Genomic DNA, 15,626 nt, shown 5'->3' on the forward strand with positions numbered 1-15,626 from the left:
TCTCAGCGGCCCCGGAAGTTCGCTCGCCGCTTCTCGAAGAAGGCGGCGATGCCTTCCGCGGCGTCCTCCGTTCGTGCGGCGTCGGCGATCGCCTGCGACTCGAACTCCATCTGGGACTCCAGGTCCTCCGAGAAGGAGCGCATCACGAGTTCCTTGGCCGCGCCGAACGCCCAGGTCGGTCCAGCGGCCAGTTGCCTTGCGAGCTTCCCCGCGCGGGCGTCCAGTTCGTCGGCCGGCACGACCTCGTTGACGATTCCCCATTCCTGGGCCTCGGTGGCCGACAGCGTGCGGTTCGTGAGGATCAGTTCCAGCGCACGGTGGCGTCCGAGCAGCCGTGGCAGAAAGTACGTCGAGCTGCCGTCCGGCGTCAGGCCGGCGCGCGTGTAGGCCATCGTGAACACAGCCCGCTCAGAGGCCACGACGAGATCGGCTGCGCAGGCGACGGAGAAACCGGCGCCGGCAGCCGGCCCCTGGATCGCGGCGACGACTGGCGCACTGCCGCGAGTCAAACGCGTGATCGCGGCATGGAGGTAGACCGTCATCTCCTTGAGGCCACGCGGCAGGGCGTCACCCGCCTTGGCGAAGGAGGCCAGGTCGCCGCCGGCACAGAACATGCGTCCCTCGCTGCACAGCAGGACGGAGCGCACGTCGGGGTTCTCGTCGCACTCGATGCCCACTTCCAGCAGATCCTTCGTCATCTGCAGGTTCATGGCGTTCGCCGCTTCGGGCCGGTTGAAAGTCACCCGGGCCACCCCGTCATCGAGTTCGAAGAGCAGGGTCTGGAGTTCGTTCATGGCGGCGGATGGTAGCGAAGTGTCCTCGAACCGCGTGTAGCGGAGATCATTGGCCGGCTTGAGGATGGACTCCGCTACACTCCGCCCGCTGATGCTCCGGTCGACAACATCGGCGTGGCGGGCTCGCACTCTTGCGTTCGCGGGATGCCGAGGGGCTGTCGTCGCTGGGACGTTGTTCGGTGCGTCGATGTGGGTGCAGGCTCCTGCGGCCGGCCAGACCCTGTTTGAGATCGACGGCGATGCCTCGGTCACGGGACTTGCCGGCGATGAGGTGGACGCGGTCGGAGTTGCGCGACGTGCCTTCGCTATCGACGTCGATGTCGAACTGCTGCGTTCGGCGCCGGGAGAGTTGAGGCTTCTCACACCGGATGGTCGCGAGCTGGCGGCGACCCTGAGCACGTTCGAGGATCGCGGCGGCGGCAACGTCTTGTGGCGGGGCCGTCTTGCCGGGGAGGAACTCGATGGTGTCGTCCTGACGGTGGAGGATGGCATTCTGGTCGGGCGGTTCGGTGACGGCGAAGGCAGCTACAGAATCAAGCCGGACGTGGGCGGCCAAGCTCTCTTGAAGAGTGCGGACGGTCCCCTTCGTTGTGCGGCGGAGAGCGCTCCCGGCCAGCCTTCCTCCGCGCTTCTTCCTGGACTGGACCAGCCGCAACGCGCGGTCGGCGCGGCCACGACGGCAGTGATCGATGTGCTTGCCCTCTACACGCCGACAGCCGCCGCGCGCATGGGTGGCGCCGCGGGAATGCGGGCCGCCATCCGCAACGCGGGCGACTATCTCAACACGGCCTTCTCGAACAGCGAGATCAGCGCGATGGTGCGCATCGTTCACATCGCGCCGGCGCCGGCTGGCCTTGCTTCCACGGACACGGTTCCTCTCGAGGACATCGCGCTGAACCTGACGGACCACGGGGGGTCCGCGCACTGCGGGAGCGCCATCGAGCCGACCTGGTTCATCTATTCATCGATCAGGCGGCTGAAGGTCGCACGGGCGCCTGCGGCTGGGCATGGGTTCTTCAGCGACACCATACGGTCGCCCTGTTCTCGCCGTACGGTTACGCCGTCACGAGAACCTGGTGCGACGTGGACGAACTCTTCGCTCACGAAGTGGGTCACAATCTCGGTGCCAACCATGTGCCCTCGAATAGCAACATTGCGCCCGAGGAGGCGGTTCGGCCCTATGCCTTCGCCTACAACAACCTGGCCGAAAGCGTCCACACCGTCACGAGTCAGGGCACGGATACGACGTTCCCCGTGGCGATCTTCTCGCTCGCCGGGAACAGTGGCGCGACTGTCGGCGTCGCGGGGAGACAGGAGAACGCCCGCGCCCTTCGCGCGACGGTCGGTATGGCCAGCCGCTACAGCGACGTCTTCGCACCGCCGCCGGGGAACAGAGCGCCGGCGGCGCCCACGGAGTTGACCGGCTACGCGACAAGCGAATCCAGCGTACATCTCACCTGGAAGGACAACTCAACCAGTGAGGACACCTTCGAGGTGCTTCAGGCCCCCACTCTCGCTCCCAGGAACGTGGCCTTCTCCGGGTCGCGGATCCGTTCCGTCGGCGCGAACACCGTGGAGGTCGACCTGACGGGTCTGAGCCCCGACTACTACGCCTTTGCCGTTCGGGCGAGGAACGCGGCGGGTGCTTCGGAAACGAGCAACAGCATCGGGTTCTTCCTGCCGCGCGATCCGTGCAACGAGGACGAGACGACGACGTGTCTTCAGCGGGGGCGGTTCGATGTCTGGTTGCACTTCGCGACCGACGACGGCACCGGGCACGGCAAAGTCAAGCGCGTCGACCTCGGTGATGCGTCGACTCTTATGTACTTCTTCGACGAGAGCAACGTCGAGATGCTGATCAAGGTCCTGGATGGGTGTCGCATCAACAACCGGTTTTGGGTGTTTGCGGCGGCCGCAACGGACCTGGAGTACTACCTCTACGTTTGGGATACGACGTCGGGCGTGGTCGCCATCTACTACAACTCGCCAGGGACGGCGCCTCGTGCGGTTACGGACACGCAGGCGTTCGCGACTTGCGACAGGTGAGTGGGGCGGCTACGCTGACCCCACCTTTTCAGCAGACAGTCGAGTTCGTAACGGTCACGGGAGAACAGAGATGGACGGAACCTCCAGGCGCAGTTTCATCACGGGGGCCTCGGCGGCCCTGCTTGCGGGCGGAGTCGGCGGTGGACCGGCAGCGGCCGCTGCCAACACGAACTCGGACGTCGGACGCGCTCGCGGCGACGCGACGCTGCGGATCGGCCTGATCGGCTGTGGCGGACGTGGCACGGGTGCCGCGGCGCAGGCCATGTCGACCGAGGGACCGGTCGAACTCGTGGCGATGGCCGACGCGTTCGAAGATCGGCTGGAGAACTGCTACGCGCATCTCGCCGAGCTGGGCGAGGACGGGTCGTTCGACAATGGCAAGCGCCTCCAGGTGCCGGCGGAGAACCGCTACGTCGGCTTCGACGCCTACCGGAAGGTGATCGACTCCGGCGTCGACGTCGTCGTCCACGCGACGCCGCCGGGCTTCCGGCCGGAACACTTCGAGTACGCGGTCGAGCAGGGCAAGCACGTGTTCATGGAGAAGCCGGTGGCCGTCGACGCGCCGGGCGTGCGGCGGGTGTTCAAGGCGGCCAAGGCGGCGGAGGAGAAGAACCTGAAGGTCGGCGTCGGCCTGCAGCGCCACCACAGCGCGATGTACAACGAGACGATCGATCGCATTCATGACGGCGCGATCGGCGACGTCGTCGCACTCCGCGTCTACTGGAACGGCTCCGGCGTCTGGGTGCGGGCGCGCAAGCCGGGCCAGACCGAGATGGAGTACCAGATGCGCAACTGGTACTACTTCAACTGGCTCTGCGGCGATCACATCGTCGAGCAGCACATCCACAACATCGACGTCGGCAACTGGGTCAAGGGCGGGCACCCGGTCGAGGCCCAGGGCCAGGGCGGCCGTCAGTGGCGGAACGGTCCCGACCACGGCGAGATCTTCGACCATCACTTCGTCGAGTACACCTACGACGACGGCGCGGTCATGCTGAGCCAGTGCCGGCACATCCAGAACTGCTGGGACCAGGTCGCCGAGTTCGCGCACGGCAGCAAGGGCCGGGCGAGTCTGGCCTCCGGCCTGATCGAAGCGCCGGGCGGATGGACCCACCGTGAGCCCGAGGACGAGAAGAGTCCCTACCAGGTCGAGCACGATCGCCTGTTCGAGGCGATTCGCGAGGACAAGCCCTTCAACGAGGCGAAGAACGGCGCAATCGCCACGATGACGGCCGTGATGGGCCGGATGGCGACCTACTCCGGCAAGAAGATCACCTGGAAGGAAGCGATCAAGTCGGATGCGTCGTTCGAGCCCGCGACGTACGCCTGGGACGCCGACCCGCCGACCGTGCCGGACAAGAAGGGCCGGTACGCCGTGGCGGTGCCAGGGGTGACGAAGGCGTAGCTACGGAGCGGCCTCGAAGGCCGCCAGGAACTGGTGATCGCCCCAGGCGATCCGCAGTACCGCGCCCGGTTCGACTTCCAGGAACTCGATCGTCAGCTTCTCGGTCGGCTCGTCGGCCGTTGAGTGCGTTAGCGGCACCTGGACCGCGTCGGCCGCCGGGTCACGCTGGCTGCCCCAGATGTCCGCGTCGCCGTTGAACACGAGGCTCCAACCGTCCGCGGTGCGCCTGGGCCAGAGGCTGTAGACGCCAGGATAGTCGGGGGAGGCGTTGCCGTAGGGCACCACGACGCCGTCGAAGGAGAGTGTCGCGTGGCTGAGCAGCTTGATGGCCCTGCCACTGTTCCAGGCGGCGACTTCGCCTCGGTCGAGAGCTGCGAACGCCCGGTAGTCGTCGCTGTCCGTCATGAGGTCCGGATAGGAGATCCTGAGCTGCTTGCCGCTGAGTGCGAGTTCAGCCAGGTTGCCGTACCGCAAGCGGCGGAACCGCTCGCGCAGGGCTGCCGCCCTGGCTGCGGCGTCGCTGTCGGCGGCCTCGGTGGTTGCCGGGGCGGAGTCGGATCGGTTCGAATCCGCTTGCTCCTGGGCGGCGACCGGGGCTGCCGCCGGAAGCAGTACGGCCAGGAGAGTGAGGGCGTTGATGCTGGTCGTCGTTCGCACGGCAACTCCGGTAGAGGTTGCGGTTGGCCGGGGCAGTGGCGGCCGGCGCTTCTGGTTGGATGTAGCTCGCGGAGCTTACAGGCCGGCATGGCCGGCAGCGGCAGCCCCACACCGAGGGTGAGTCTGGTCGAGGATCAGATCCGCCTGTCAGCAGTAAACTTCGAGCGGAGGCCAGTCGCCCGGACAACCCGCTCATGACTACACCTGAACAGGATCCCCGGATCCGGCCCGCCGAGGACGCCAGCCCGCTCCGCTTCGTGACCGCGGCGTCGCTGTTCGACGGTCACGACGCCGCGATCCACATCATGCGGCGGATGATCCAGGACCGCGGGGCCGAGGTGATTCACCTGGGCCACAACCGCGGCGTCGACGAGATCGTCCGCGCGGCCGTGCAGGAGGACGCCGACGCGATCGCGATCAGCTCCTACCAGGGCGGTCACATCGAGTTCTTCCGCTACATGATCGACCGCCTGGCGGAAGAGGGCAGGGAAGACGTCCTCGTGTTCGGCGGCGGTGGCGGCACGATCACGCCGGAGGAGATCGCGGAACTCGAGGCTTACGGAGTCGAGCGGATCTACCACCCGGACGACGGTCTGAAGATGGGCCTGCCGGCGATGATCGACGACGTCGTCGAGCGGGCGCATGCGAAGCGCCGACCGGCGCCCGAATCGCGGTTCAGAGTACGCGTGGCCTCGGACCCGGACGGCGACATCGAGTTGTCACGCCTGCTCTCCGCGATCGAGCGCGGAGCGGTGGGCGAGTCCGAGCTGCGCCGGTTGCGCAAGGAGTGGCAGCTGGCCGGCGCCGGCGTGCCGGTCGTCGGGCTCACCGGCACCGGCGGCGCGGGAAAGAGCAGCGTCGCCGACGAGCTGCTGAACCGCTTCCTCGAGTGCATGCCCGAGGCGGCGAAGGCGACGCGGATCGCCCTCCTGGCGGTCGACCCGACGCGCCGGCGGACCGGCGGCGCTCTGCTCGGCGACCGCATCCGCATGAACAGCCTCCGCTGCGAGCGCGCCTTCATGCGCTCGATGGCGACGCGGCGCCAGCACCTGGCGACCAGCGAAGTGCTCGGCGACGCGATCGCGCTGCTCAAGGCGTCGGGGTTCTCGATGGTCCTCGTGGAGACCGCCGGCATCGGCCAGAGCGACAGCGAGATCGTCGATCTGGTCGACCTCTCGATCTACGTGATGACCTCGGACTACGGCGCCGCGAGCCAGCTCGAGAAGATCGACATGCTCGACTTCGCCGACGTCATCGTGCTGAACAAGTTCGATCGCCGGGGGGGCCAGGACGCGCTGCGCGACGTGCGGAAACAGTGGCGGCGCAACCGGCTCGCCTTCGATACGGCCGACGAGGACGTGCCGGTCTATCCAACGATCGCCAGCCAGTTCCAGGACCCCGGCGTAAACTGGATGTTCTGGAACGTATGCCGGCTGCTCCGCGAGCGCCTCGACCTGGACGAGGCCGCCTGGACGCCGGCGATCGCGGTGGACGAGCGCGAGCCGAGCGCGGCGATCCTGATTCCGGACAATCGCAACCGCTATCTGGCGGAGATCGCCGAGGCGGGCCGCGCCGCTGAGGCCGATGCCGAGCGCCGAGCGTCGGCCGCCTCGAAGGCGCACGGCTGCTACCGGGCGCTGGCCGAACTGGACGACCCGGATCTCCCGGCGCCCCTTTCCGGGTACGCGGCGGCGGCGCTCGACGCGGCGCGCGACGAGACCCTGGCGCGGCTGCGCCGGAGCTACCAGGAAGCGCTGGCGGAAGTCGGCCCCGAGGCGGCCGAACTCCTGAAGAAGTGGCCTGAGCGGGTCGAGGCCGCGCGCGCGGACCACTACAGCTATCCGGTCCGCGGGCGCGAGGTCACCGGCGAGAACTACCTAACCACCCTGAGTCACCTGCGGATGCCGAAGCTGGCGCTGCCCGAGTACTCGGACTGGGGCGACCTGCTGCGTTTCCTGATGAAGCACAACCTGCCGGGCGCGTACCCGTACACCGCCGGCGTTTACCCCTACCGGCGCGCCAGCGAAGAGCCGACGCGGATGTTCGCGGGCGAGGGAATCGCCGAACGCACGAACCGGCGATTCCACTTCGTGTCGCGCGGGCAGCCGGCGAACCGCCTGTCCACGGCGTTCGACTCGGTGACGCTCTACGGCTCGGATCCGGGGCTCCGGCCCGACATCTGGGGCAAGGTCGGTAACTCGGGGGTCTCGATCGCCACCGTCGACGACATGAAGCGGCTCTACTCGGGATTCGACCTCTGCGACGCGGCGACGTCCGTGTCGATGACGATCAACGGCCCGGCCCCGACCATCCTCGCCTTCTTCATGAACGCAGCGGTCGACCAGCAGGTCGAGCGTCACCTCCGGGAAACCGGGGGCCTGGAGGAGGCGCGCGCGGAGATCGACCGGCGGTCCGGCGGCGACGTGCCGGCCTACCGCGGCGAGCTGCCCGAGGAGAACGACGGCCTGGGACTGGAGTTGCTGGGCATCTCCGGCGACCAGGTGGTCGAACGCGAGGTCTACGAACGGATCCGGGCGGACGCCCTTAGCCGGGTCCGGGGCACCGTCCAGGCCGACATCCTGAAGGAGGACCAGGCCCAGAACACCTGCATCTTCTCGACCGAGTTCTCGCTACGGATGATGGGCGACGTCCAGCAGTTCTTCATCGACCACAACGTCCGCAACTACTACAGCGCCTCGGTCAGCGGCTACCACATCGCCGAGGCTGGCGCGAACCCGATCACCCAGTTGGCGTTCACGCTCGCCAACGGCTTCACGATCGTCGAGTACTACCTGGCGCGGGGAATGGCGATCGACGACTTCGCGCCCAATCTGTCGTTCTTCTTCTCGAACGGCATGGACCCCGAGTACGCCGTGATCGGCCGGGTGGCGCGGCGCATCTGGGCACGAGCGATGCGCGAGCGCTACGGCGCCTCCGCCCGCAGCCAGATGCTGAAGTACCACATCCAGACCTCCGGTCGTTCGCTGCACGCGCAGGAGATTCAGTTCAACGACATTCGCACTACGCTGCAGGCGCTGTACGGCATTCTCGATCGCTGCAACTCCCTGCACACGAACGCCTTCGACGAGGCGATCACGACGCCGACCGAGCAGTCGGTGCGGCGCGCGCTGGCGATCCAGTTGATCATCAACCGGGAGTTCGGTCTCAACCGGAGCGAGAACCCCTGGCAGGGCTCTTTCGCCCTGGATCAGTTGACCGACGCGGTGGAGGAGGCGGTCTACCTGGAGTTCGAGCGCCTCGCCGAGCGTGGCGGTGTGCTGGCGGCGATGGACACGATGTACCAGCGCTCGAAGATCCAGGACGAGAGCATGGAGTACGAGGCGAAGAAGCACGACGGCAGCCTGCCGGTCGTCGGCGTGAACACCTTCCTCGCCGAAGGCCAGGACTTCGCCGAGACGGTCGAGGCGGAGCTCATCCGCTCGACGGACGAGGAGAAGCGGCAGCAGATCGAGAGTCTGGCCGCCTTCCACCGGCGTCACGGCGATCATTCAGGGGCGTGTCTCGAGCGGCTGCAGGACGTGGCCCGCCGGCGGAGCAACGTCTTCGAGGAGCTGATGGAGACCACGAAGCACTGCTCGCTCGGGCAGATCTCGGACGCGCTCTATCGCGTCGGCGGCGAGTACCGGCGAAGCATGTAGGGCGGAGTGCGTCGGCCCTTGGGCTGTCCGCTCCTATTGGCAGGGAAACGCCTTGATGTCGCTCTTCGTAGCGGCGGTCGTGCCCTGCGGGTTGCCGTGCGTCCAACGGCTGCCGTCGGGTCCCGTGATCCACAGGTTGAAGTCCAGGGTGGTCACCGGCGCCACGAACGCCCAGCGATGGCCGTTGACTCCACAGCCGTCGAGTACCTTGACGAGAACCTCGGGGTTGTTGCGGCCGAAGAACCACAGGATGCCGGCCTCGCTGGACCAGACTTCGGCCTTGACCGAGCCTGACTCACCTTCTGGCGTGACGTAGCACATGCTGACCTCGTAGCCGCCGTCGAAGCGGAGGACCACGGAAGTGGGCGTGCAGGTCCCGACCGGGTCCGGAGCCGGTCCGGGATCCGGATCCGGGTCGGGGCTGGGGCCGGGTCCGGATGGCCGCGAGCCTCGGTCGGCGAAACCGTCCTTGATCCAGTCGAAGACCTTGCTGTTGGGCACGGTGCCGCGCACGTTCTCCGACGTGCGGCCGACCGCATAGATCATCACGTCTTCGCCAGCGTGCGTCTCGAGGAAGAGCGGGACCGTTGCCTCCTGCCGGTACGCCGAGTGGGCGGTGCTCGAAGGAACCGCGCCACCGTAGCCTGCCGTCCGGTCGCTGTTCGGATTGACGCGCGAGCCGCTCCGGTGTCCCGGCCCGTTGGCGTAGCCCAGGATGGTGTAGGGAATGCCGCCCGAGTCTCCGCTCTCCGAGATCGTGCCTCCGCTGTCGATGTCGTGGACCGTTCCCAGGATGCCGTGGTGCGGCTGGTTGCGGAACGACGCGGGCACCGAGCGGGGGGTGTAGCGCAGGTCGCCGAGCGGTCGCATCGGGTAGCCGGCGATCGTGAAGACGTGACTGTGGTCGGCGGTCGCGAGGATCAGGGTCCTGTTGAGATTGACGCTTCGCTGCGCGGCGTTGATCGCCCGGTCGAACATCCGGGTGTCATTGAAGGCGCGAAATGCGTTCCCCTCGTGGTGCGCGTGGTCGATGCGGCCCCCTTCGACCATCAGGAAGTAGGGCTTTCCCGTAGCGGTGAGGATCTGGATCGCCTTCCTCGTCATCTCCTCCAGGCTCGGCTCGCCGCTGCCCCGGTCCGCTTCGTACGCCAGGTGACTCGACGCGAATAGACCGATTGCGCGGCCGGAACCGCCCAGCGAGTTGAGACCCTGCCGGTTCCAGACGTAGCGATAGCCCCGCTGTTGCAGCTCGCTTCGTAGATCGCGTCCGTCTGATCTCCGTCCCGGAAGTCCCTCGTCGTCCGAAGCCGAAGTCGGAAGGAAATGCCGTCGGCCACCACCGAAGATGACGTGAAGCCCGTCTCCGAGGCGTGTGTTGAAGCCCCCTCCGCCCGGCACCATCTGCGCGGCGATCTCGTTCTCCAGGTTGCGGTCGTTGACGTGCGCGAAGACGGCCGCAGGGGTCGCGTGGGTGACGCGAGTCGTCGTCACGATACCGACCGCGTAGCCCATCGAGATGGCCAACTCGCCGATGTTCGTCAACCGCGGGCCGTCGCCGTTGCCGTTGAAGTCGCTGAACTCGGTGGTCGGGCCGTAGCCGATCACGCCCGTGTTCGTGTTGACTCCGGTCATCATCGCCGACATCGTTGCGGCGCTGTCAGGCGTGATGTAGTCGGCCGACGCCGTGCGCGAAATGGCGGTGTAGGGCATCCGGTCCATCGTCAGTTGTCCGTCGACGCCGACCGTCGCAATGCGGGTGGACGTGACCGTCGACACGCCCATGCCGTCGCCGACGAACAGGATGACGTTGTTTCTCTGCGCGGAGGCAGGTGTCGCCGCCACCAGAAGGAACATGACCGTCGCGATAGCGCTTGCGACCCCCGCGAGACACCTGTGGGCGCTTCGGATCCGTACGAAACGACTCTTCATGGCCGAACCCTCCTTTCGCGTGCCCGGTCCCGGCAAGGGACGAGTACCTGTCGGGATCGAGCCGCTCTTCTAAAGACCGGATGTGGACTGGCGAACGATGCTAGTTGGAGAGAGCCCGAGCGCCAAAACGAGCGCGCAGGTGCCGGTGTCTCGGCTCTGTTTAGGGCCTGGAGGCGAGCTCGATGAGTGACTTGCCGACGATCGACGTCTTGGACAGTCCCGCCGCGGACGCGGTGTTCGTCCGCTCGCACTGCCAGACGCAGCCCTGCACGAGGTCGCTGCGCAGTCGAACGCAGTCGCGCTGGCAGAGTTGAACGGCTCCTTCCGCCGCCTTGGGTTGCGAGAAGTACCGCGAGCCGCGAGTGGGGATCCCCTTTTCGCGTTGCATGCAGACGACGGTCACGGCCGTCAGATCGGTTTGTGCGCTTGAAACAAACCCCGGTCCGTCGGAGGCTCCGGTTCGCCCGTTCGCTCCGGTGCCCGTAGCCAACGCGGCCACGGGGCCGGCTCCGACGATCATCATGCGCTGATTGCCGCCGTCCTTTGGCTCCAGCCAGTCGCCAGGGGAGTACGCGATGTCCTGGATGCCCTCGCCGCGCAGAAGGATCGTCTGGAGCGAATCGGCGCCGATGCTCAGCGACGTCGAACCGGATGCGGCGTCGATGCCCAGTAGGTCCCGGCCGGCGGCCTGCGGCGGATGACGGGGCGGCACGAGTTCCGGTGGGAAGTCGCTCAGGTAGTCGCCGTTCTTGAAGTCGATGAACCCGTCCAGCGTGAGCGGTTCGTGACCCTTGCGGTGAACGGTGATCGTGTACTTAGCTGCATCGCTGGAGATGAACTCCAGATCGATGACCCACCGTTCCTCCGGATCCTCGGTACACGACGTGAAGCAGAGGATGAGTTGAGCCCTGCTGGGGCCAACGTGCTGATACTCGTAGCGGCCAAACCGAGTCACTGCACCAGTATCCGAATCTCTCCTGGGTCCCGTGTGAGCCACGAAGCCCGGTGGCAAGCGAATAGACACTCCTGTTCCAGAGATGTGGCCGCCTATCTGCACCCCGGGCAGGAACGGCCTTCCCTGCGCGAGGACCTCAAACTCCTCCTGGCTCCGTGGTGCGAGATTCTCCGGCTCGGGCGGCGTCTCTTCGAGGTCGAAGTCGGTGTTGACGCCAGCGTCCCCGCACTCGTCGAGGAACGAACCGGAAGTGAGCGACGAGAAGAGGAGGGAAAGCGAGCAGCCGGAGCGGCCGACCTCGTCGTACTCCAGCGTGATCAGGCCCCGGTCGGGCTCCGTCTTCTCGTAGTCGTAGCTGCCATGGACGTGCCTGCCGTTCGTTCTTTCGCTGAACCGGCCCGGTGCGGGGAATCGCCGGTCGCCCAGCCTGCCGCCGGGGCCCAGGCGATCTTCGAAGTCCTGGTCGTTCAGAGGCGACCGGTCCGTTTGGGGTATGCCGGATACCGGTTCCGACCAGCCGCAGGCCCGCTCCGGGCCGAATGGGCGGATGCGAACGTAGTAGCGCTGAAGGTTGGTGAGGCCGGCAAGGTACGCGAAGTCGTTCTCTCGCCCGGGAACCGTGACGCGGTTGGTCCACGCGCCGCTCGACCCGGCACGCCATTCGATTTCGTAGCCGAGCACGGCGGCGGTCTGATCGTCCTCCTCCAGCGGCGTCCACCGCACGACGAGCAGGCCGTCGCGCGGGTTGAGACGCAGTCTCGGCGGCTGCGAGCAGTTAGCTTCGAGGTCGAGAATGTCGATGGTGACCGGGAGACTTGCCGTCTCGTCGTGTACGTCTCGAGCCTCTACGGTGACGTTGTACGTGGACCGGGACTCGAAGTCATAGGTGCGGCCGGCGCGGGTGCGAATCTGGCCCGTCTCGGGCACGATCTGGAAGCTCGCGGCGTCCGGTCCGCTCAGGCTGTAGGTAAGGATGTCGCGAAGGCCGTCCGCATCATCGGCGGCAACGGGCGAGCCAACATTCACCTCGTCCCCCGCGTTCTCCTTGACCGAGACGGTGACTGAAGTGGCGCCGGCGAACTCGGGACGGCTGTTGATGGCAGTGCCGCTCGTCGTGCCGTGGCCTACGGCCGACCAGAGGCCCGGCGAGCCGGCGGTACAGGAAGAAGAGCGGCGCGACCGGTAGCGGGCTTCGTACGTCGTGCCGGCGCGAAGCCCGGTGATCGTGATCGAAACCGCACCGGTTGCTTCGCTGCTAGACGAGTTACGGACTGGTTGACAGCCGATATCGGTCCATGCGGTTTGGGGTCTCCGTAGCCGAACCTGATAGTCGTAGGCGCGCGTCTCCAGAGGCCGGAACGTGGCGCGGAACGTGACCTCGAGCGCGTCGTCATTTGAGCCGGTTTCGAGCGCGGGTGCGTTCGCAGTCGGCGACGTCACGAGCGCATCGAACGTCGAAAGCCCTGACGGTTCGCCGCGGCTGTTGACGGCCACGACCGTGATGGTCGCCTTTCCGGCTTTCTTTCCGGTGACAGCGAGTAGTCGACCGGACTTCGAAGCTCTCACCTCAGCCACAACGGCGACGTCTTCATCGTCCGACCAGGCGCCGAAGCTGTACAGATCGTCACCGGCTTCCGCGACTTCCGCGAACAGGGTGGTCGTGTCGCCAGTGGCGACCTCGTTGTCGCCTCCGCTCTCAAGCGCCGGCGGTGCCTCGGGAACGCCCACCCGTACGGCTGCTGCGGAGGAACAGTTGTTCGCCGTGTTCGCCTCGCCTGACACTGGGTCGACGCAGGCGCCGTAGTAGTAGGTGCCGGCACTTGACGGAGCGGTCAGGCCGATGGAGTGGGCCGCGGTTCCGGACTCGACAAGAGCACTCACCGGGTCGGTGCCGATCGCCCTGTCGTTCGTGGTGATCGTGGAGTCCCTCGATCGGTAGTAGCTGAGGGTGGTGGCGGCCGACCGGTCGTCGCCGCGGTTGTCCACCAGCACCTGGAGGGAAAAGGACTGTCCCGGCTCGAGGTCGGCGTCGCTGACCGAAGGCGCCCGCACGGCCAGGTCGGCTCCGTACGTGTCGTCCGTCGCGCACCTGAACGCCGTGACGTCGCTGCTGGTCGCGGCGGTCTCACCCAGTCGGTTCCGGTAGATCCAGCGGTTGCCGCGGCTACTCGTCACGTGCAGGTTGAAGGCGACGTCGGTCACGGGCGCGACGAACACCCAGCGATAGCCGTTGTGGGCGCAGCCGTTAAGCACCTTGATCAGCATCTCGGCGTTCTCGCGACTGAAGAACCAGACGATTCCCGACTCGGCCGACGCCCAGATCCCGGCCTTTCCGTCGCCTACTGTCCCTTGTGCTGTTTCGTAGCACAGGCTGACGCCGTAACCGCCATCGAACACGAGAACCGTCGTGTCGGGAGTGCAGTCGCTGTACTCACCGCGGCTCAGGGCTGTCTCGGCACGCGACGCCGGTGGTTCGGCCGTCGAGTCTCCCGCGGGCATGGCGTGGGGGAGCGTGGGGGCTGGGGCCGAAAGAAGGAAGGCAATCGCCAGCCCGCCTCCCAGGGAGCTCATCTTCTGGTTTCCAACCAAGTGCCTCGCGTTACGGTTCTGCCGTCGATCTGGCACGAGCTCGCTTCGCATGTGTAGCGGTAGCTCCCGTACTCGATGTAGCCGCCCCTGGAGTTGACTGTCTTGACGTTTCCGCTCAAGCTGCAGCCGCCGGTGCAGACGTTCGGGAACCACGATCCCGTCGGCAGCGTCGTGATCACGTCTCCCACGCTGTACGTTGTGCCCGACGGGTCTCCTTCATCGTCGTTGCCGTCTTCGTCGGCGCACATGAACGCGGATGTGTCGCTCTTAGTGGCTGCGGTTTGGTTCTGCTTGTTGCTATGCGTCCAGCGGTCGCCGTTTGGCCCCGTCACCCAGAGGTTGAACTCCAGCGTGGTGACCGGCGCCACGAACACCCAGCGGTGGCCGTTGTGCGCGCAACCGTCGAGCACCTTCACGAGCACTTCGGCGTTCTCGCGGTTGAAGAACCACAGGATCCCCGACTGGCTGGAGGCCCAGACGCCCGATTTCGCCTGACCTTCTTCCCCTTGGGGTGTGCGGTAACACATGCTGACTTCGTAACCGCCGTCGAAACGCAGTGCCGTGGTCGTGGGTCGACAGCCGGAGGTCGGCGGCGTCTCTGGATCCGGGTCAGGCGGAGGTGTACCTCCTCCGTGGTCGACGCTCAGGCGAATGAAGTAGGCCGTGGCTACCGTCTCGGCGTTCCATGAACCCCAAGTGGCTCCCGATGAGGATCGACTCCGCCAGAAGTTCCTCGTGCCTCCGGGTCCGTTGCGATCCTCGGCGAAGAACTTCCCGGTTGAGTTCTGCCACCGGACGCTCAGCCAGGTGTTGCCGCTCCCAAGTCGCTGGTTTGTGATGTCGCCTCGGTTGACATTGACGCAGGTCCCCTGGCCTCTGGTCAGGCCCGAAGCGCTCGCGGAGTACGAGGCCAATTGACTCCCCGGTCGCCCACCGGAATCGCGGTAGAACGTCAGGACGAACGACACGTTCGCGTTGTCGTCGTCCTGGTCTCGACCGAAACAGGCCGTCGCGGAGGTCACGGTTCCGGCACTAGGCAACCGGAATCGTTGAGCGTACTCCTGCTCGTGTGCGTTCCTGATGCGAGTGAATCCCTCAGGAGTGCCGTCGTCGTACTTGTACTCGGTTGTGGAGGCAGAGGCGACTCTGAAGGGGCCAGAGACAGCCGCTTCGACCAGCGAGATGTCGCTGGCCTCATGGACGACTACGTCGCGGACGGTTTCCTTGACAAAGACCTGCTCGCGGACCGGCTCTTCCCAGGCAAGAAGATCCCGCCCCTGCTGAGCGATCGATGGAGCCGACACGGCCATGGCCAACGCCGTCAGCGTGAGCACGACGGCCGGTCGCACCGGACGAACGCGTCTGATTCCGGAGGTTCTCATGATGGTCATGGTCGTGTCTCCCAGCACGAATTGTTCCCACGCTGCGCGCACGTTGGACGACGTGGCGGTTGCTCGTGCCACCCTGAGACGGCACTCTTGCCCCCGCGCGTCGTGACGAGTCGGAAGCGGGTGCGGACCTGCGCCGCTACCGCCAAAGAGCGTAGATCAAACCTGGCTTGTAGTGCGGGAGAAAAATGTGTAGTTGGTTGC

The 15,626-nt window shown here is 66.5% G+C and carries 9 protein-coding genes; 3 read left to right on the forward strand and 6 right to left on the reverse strand.

The features are described from left to right. Positions 1 to 2 precede the first annotated feature (2 nt). Positions 3 to 794: an enoyl-CoA hydratase-related protein gene (locus tag OXG83_00265; GenBank protein ID MCY3963438.1), complete on the reverse strand. Its 792-nt coding sequence runs from the start codon at positions 792 to 794 to the stop codon at positions 3 to 5. 46 nt (positions 795 to 840) lie between these two features. Next, a complete protein-coding gene (locus OXG83_00270) occupies positions 841 to 1,350 on the reverse strand; it encodes a hypothetical protein (GenBank protein ID MCY3963439.1) in 510 nt (169 codons plus the stop codon). Positions 1,351 to 1,382: 32 nt separating this feature from the next. Here OXG83_00270 and OXG83_00275 point away from each other — a divergent pair, with 32 nt between their 5' ends. Beyond that, entirely contained in the window at positions 1,383 to 2,840 is a 1,458-nt protein-coding gene (locus OXG83_00275) for a M12 family metallo-peptidase (protein MCY3963440.1), read from the forward strand. A gap of 70 nt (positions 2,841 to 2,910) precedes the next feature. Beyond that, positions 2,911 to 4,245: a Gfo/Idh/MocA family oxidoreductase gene (locus OXG83_00280; GenBank protein ID MCY3963441.1), complete on the forward strand. Its 1,335-nt coding sequence runs from the start codon at positions 2,911 to 2,913 to the stop codon at positions 4,243 to 4,245. Here OXG83_00280 and OXG83_00285 read toward each other — a convergent pair whose 3' ends face one another. Then, a complete protein-coding gene (locus tag OXG83_00285) occupies positions 4,246 to 4,902 on the reverse strand; it encodes a DUF2911 domain-containing protein (protein MCY3963442.1) in 657 nt (218 codons plus the stop codon). Positions 4,903 to 5,096: 194 nt separating this feature from the next. On the opposite strand from OXG83_00285, the gene OXG83_00290 reads away from it, so the two are divergent. Beyond that, positions 5,097 to 8,561 carry a methylmalonyl-CoA mutase family protein gene (locus OXG83_00290; GenBank protein ID MCY3963443.1) on the forward strand — a complete coding sequence of 1,155 codons (3,465 nt, stop codon included), beginning with the start codon at positions 5,097 to 5,099 and terminating at the stop codon, positions 8,559 to 8,561. Between the two features lie 33 nt (positions 8,562 to 8,594). On the opposite strand, the gene OXG83_00295 is transcribed toward OXG83_00290, so the two are convergent. The 3 genes from OXG83_00295 to OXG83_00305 all read right to left on the reverse strand — a co-directional run bounded on the left by OXG83_00295 (position 8,595) and on the right by OXG83_00305 (position 15,425). Further along, positions 8,595 to 10,490 carry an alkaline phosphatase gene (locus tag OXG83_00295; GenBank protein ID MCY3963444.1) on the reverse strand — a complete coding sequence of 632 codons (1,896 nt, stop codon included), beginning with the start codon at positions 10,488 to 10,490 and terminating at the stop codon, positions 8,595 to 8,597. A 160-nt stretch (positions 10,491 to 10,650) separates the two neighbouring features. Then, positions 10,651 to 14,016 carry a fibronectin type III domain-containing protein gene (locus OXG83_00300; protein MCY3963445.1) on the reverse strand — a complete coding sequence of 1,122 codons (3,366 nt, stop codon included), beginning with the start codon at positions 14,014 to 14,016 and terminating at the stop codon, positions 10,651 to 10,653. Further along, complete coding sequence (locus OXG83_00305) at positions 14,013 to 15,425, reverse strand: hypothetical protein (protein MCY3963446.1); 1,413 nt, start codon at positions 15,423 to 15,425, stop codon at positions 14,013 to 14,015. Before OXG83_00305 ends, OXG83_00300 begins: the two co-directional genes overlap by 4 nt. Positions 15,426 to 15,626 lie beyond the last annotated feature (201 nt).

The sequence above is a fragment of the Acidobacteriota bacterium genome (assembly GCA_026707545.1).
Taxonomy (GTDB): domain Bacteria; phylum Acidobacteriota; class Thermoanaerobaculia; order Multivoradales; family Multivoraceae; genus Multivorans.

What these genes read in the sequence shown, in the direction of transcription:
- OXG83_00265 (MCY3963438.1), bottom strand. Translation starts at nt 794, where the DNA reads ATGAACGAACTCCAGACCCTGCTCTTCGAACTCGATGACGGGGTGGCC.
- OXG83_00280 (MCY3963441.1), top strand. Translation starts at nt 2,911, where the DNA reads ATGGACGGAACCTCCAGGCGCAGTTTCATCACGGGGGCCTCGGCGGCC.
- OXG83_00290 (MCY3963443.1), top strand. Translation starts at nt 5,097, where the DNA reads ATGACTACACCTGAACAGGATCCCCGGATCCGGCCCGCCGAGGACGCC.
- OXG83_00295 (MCY3963444.1), bottom strand. Translation starts at nt 10,490, where the DNA reads ATGAAGAGTCGTTTCGTACGGATCCGAAGCGCCCACAGGTGTCTCGCG.
- OXG83_00300 (MCY3963445.1), bottom strand. Translation starts at nt 14,016, where the DNA reads ATGAGCTCCCTGGGAGGCGGGCTGGCGATTGCCTTCCTTCTTTCGGCC.
- OXG83_00305 (MCY3963446.1), bottom strand. Translation starts at nt 15,425, where the DNA reads ATGACCATCATGAGAACCTCCGGAATCAGACGCGTTCGTCCGGTGCGA.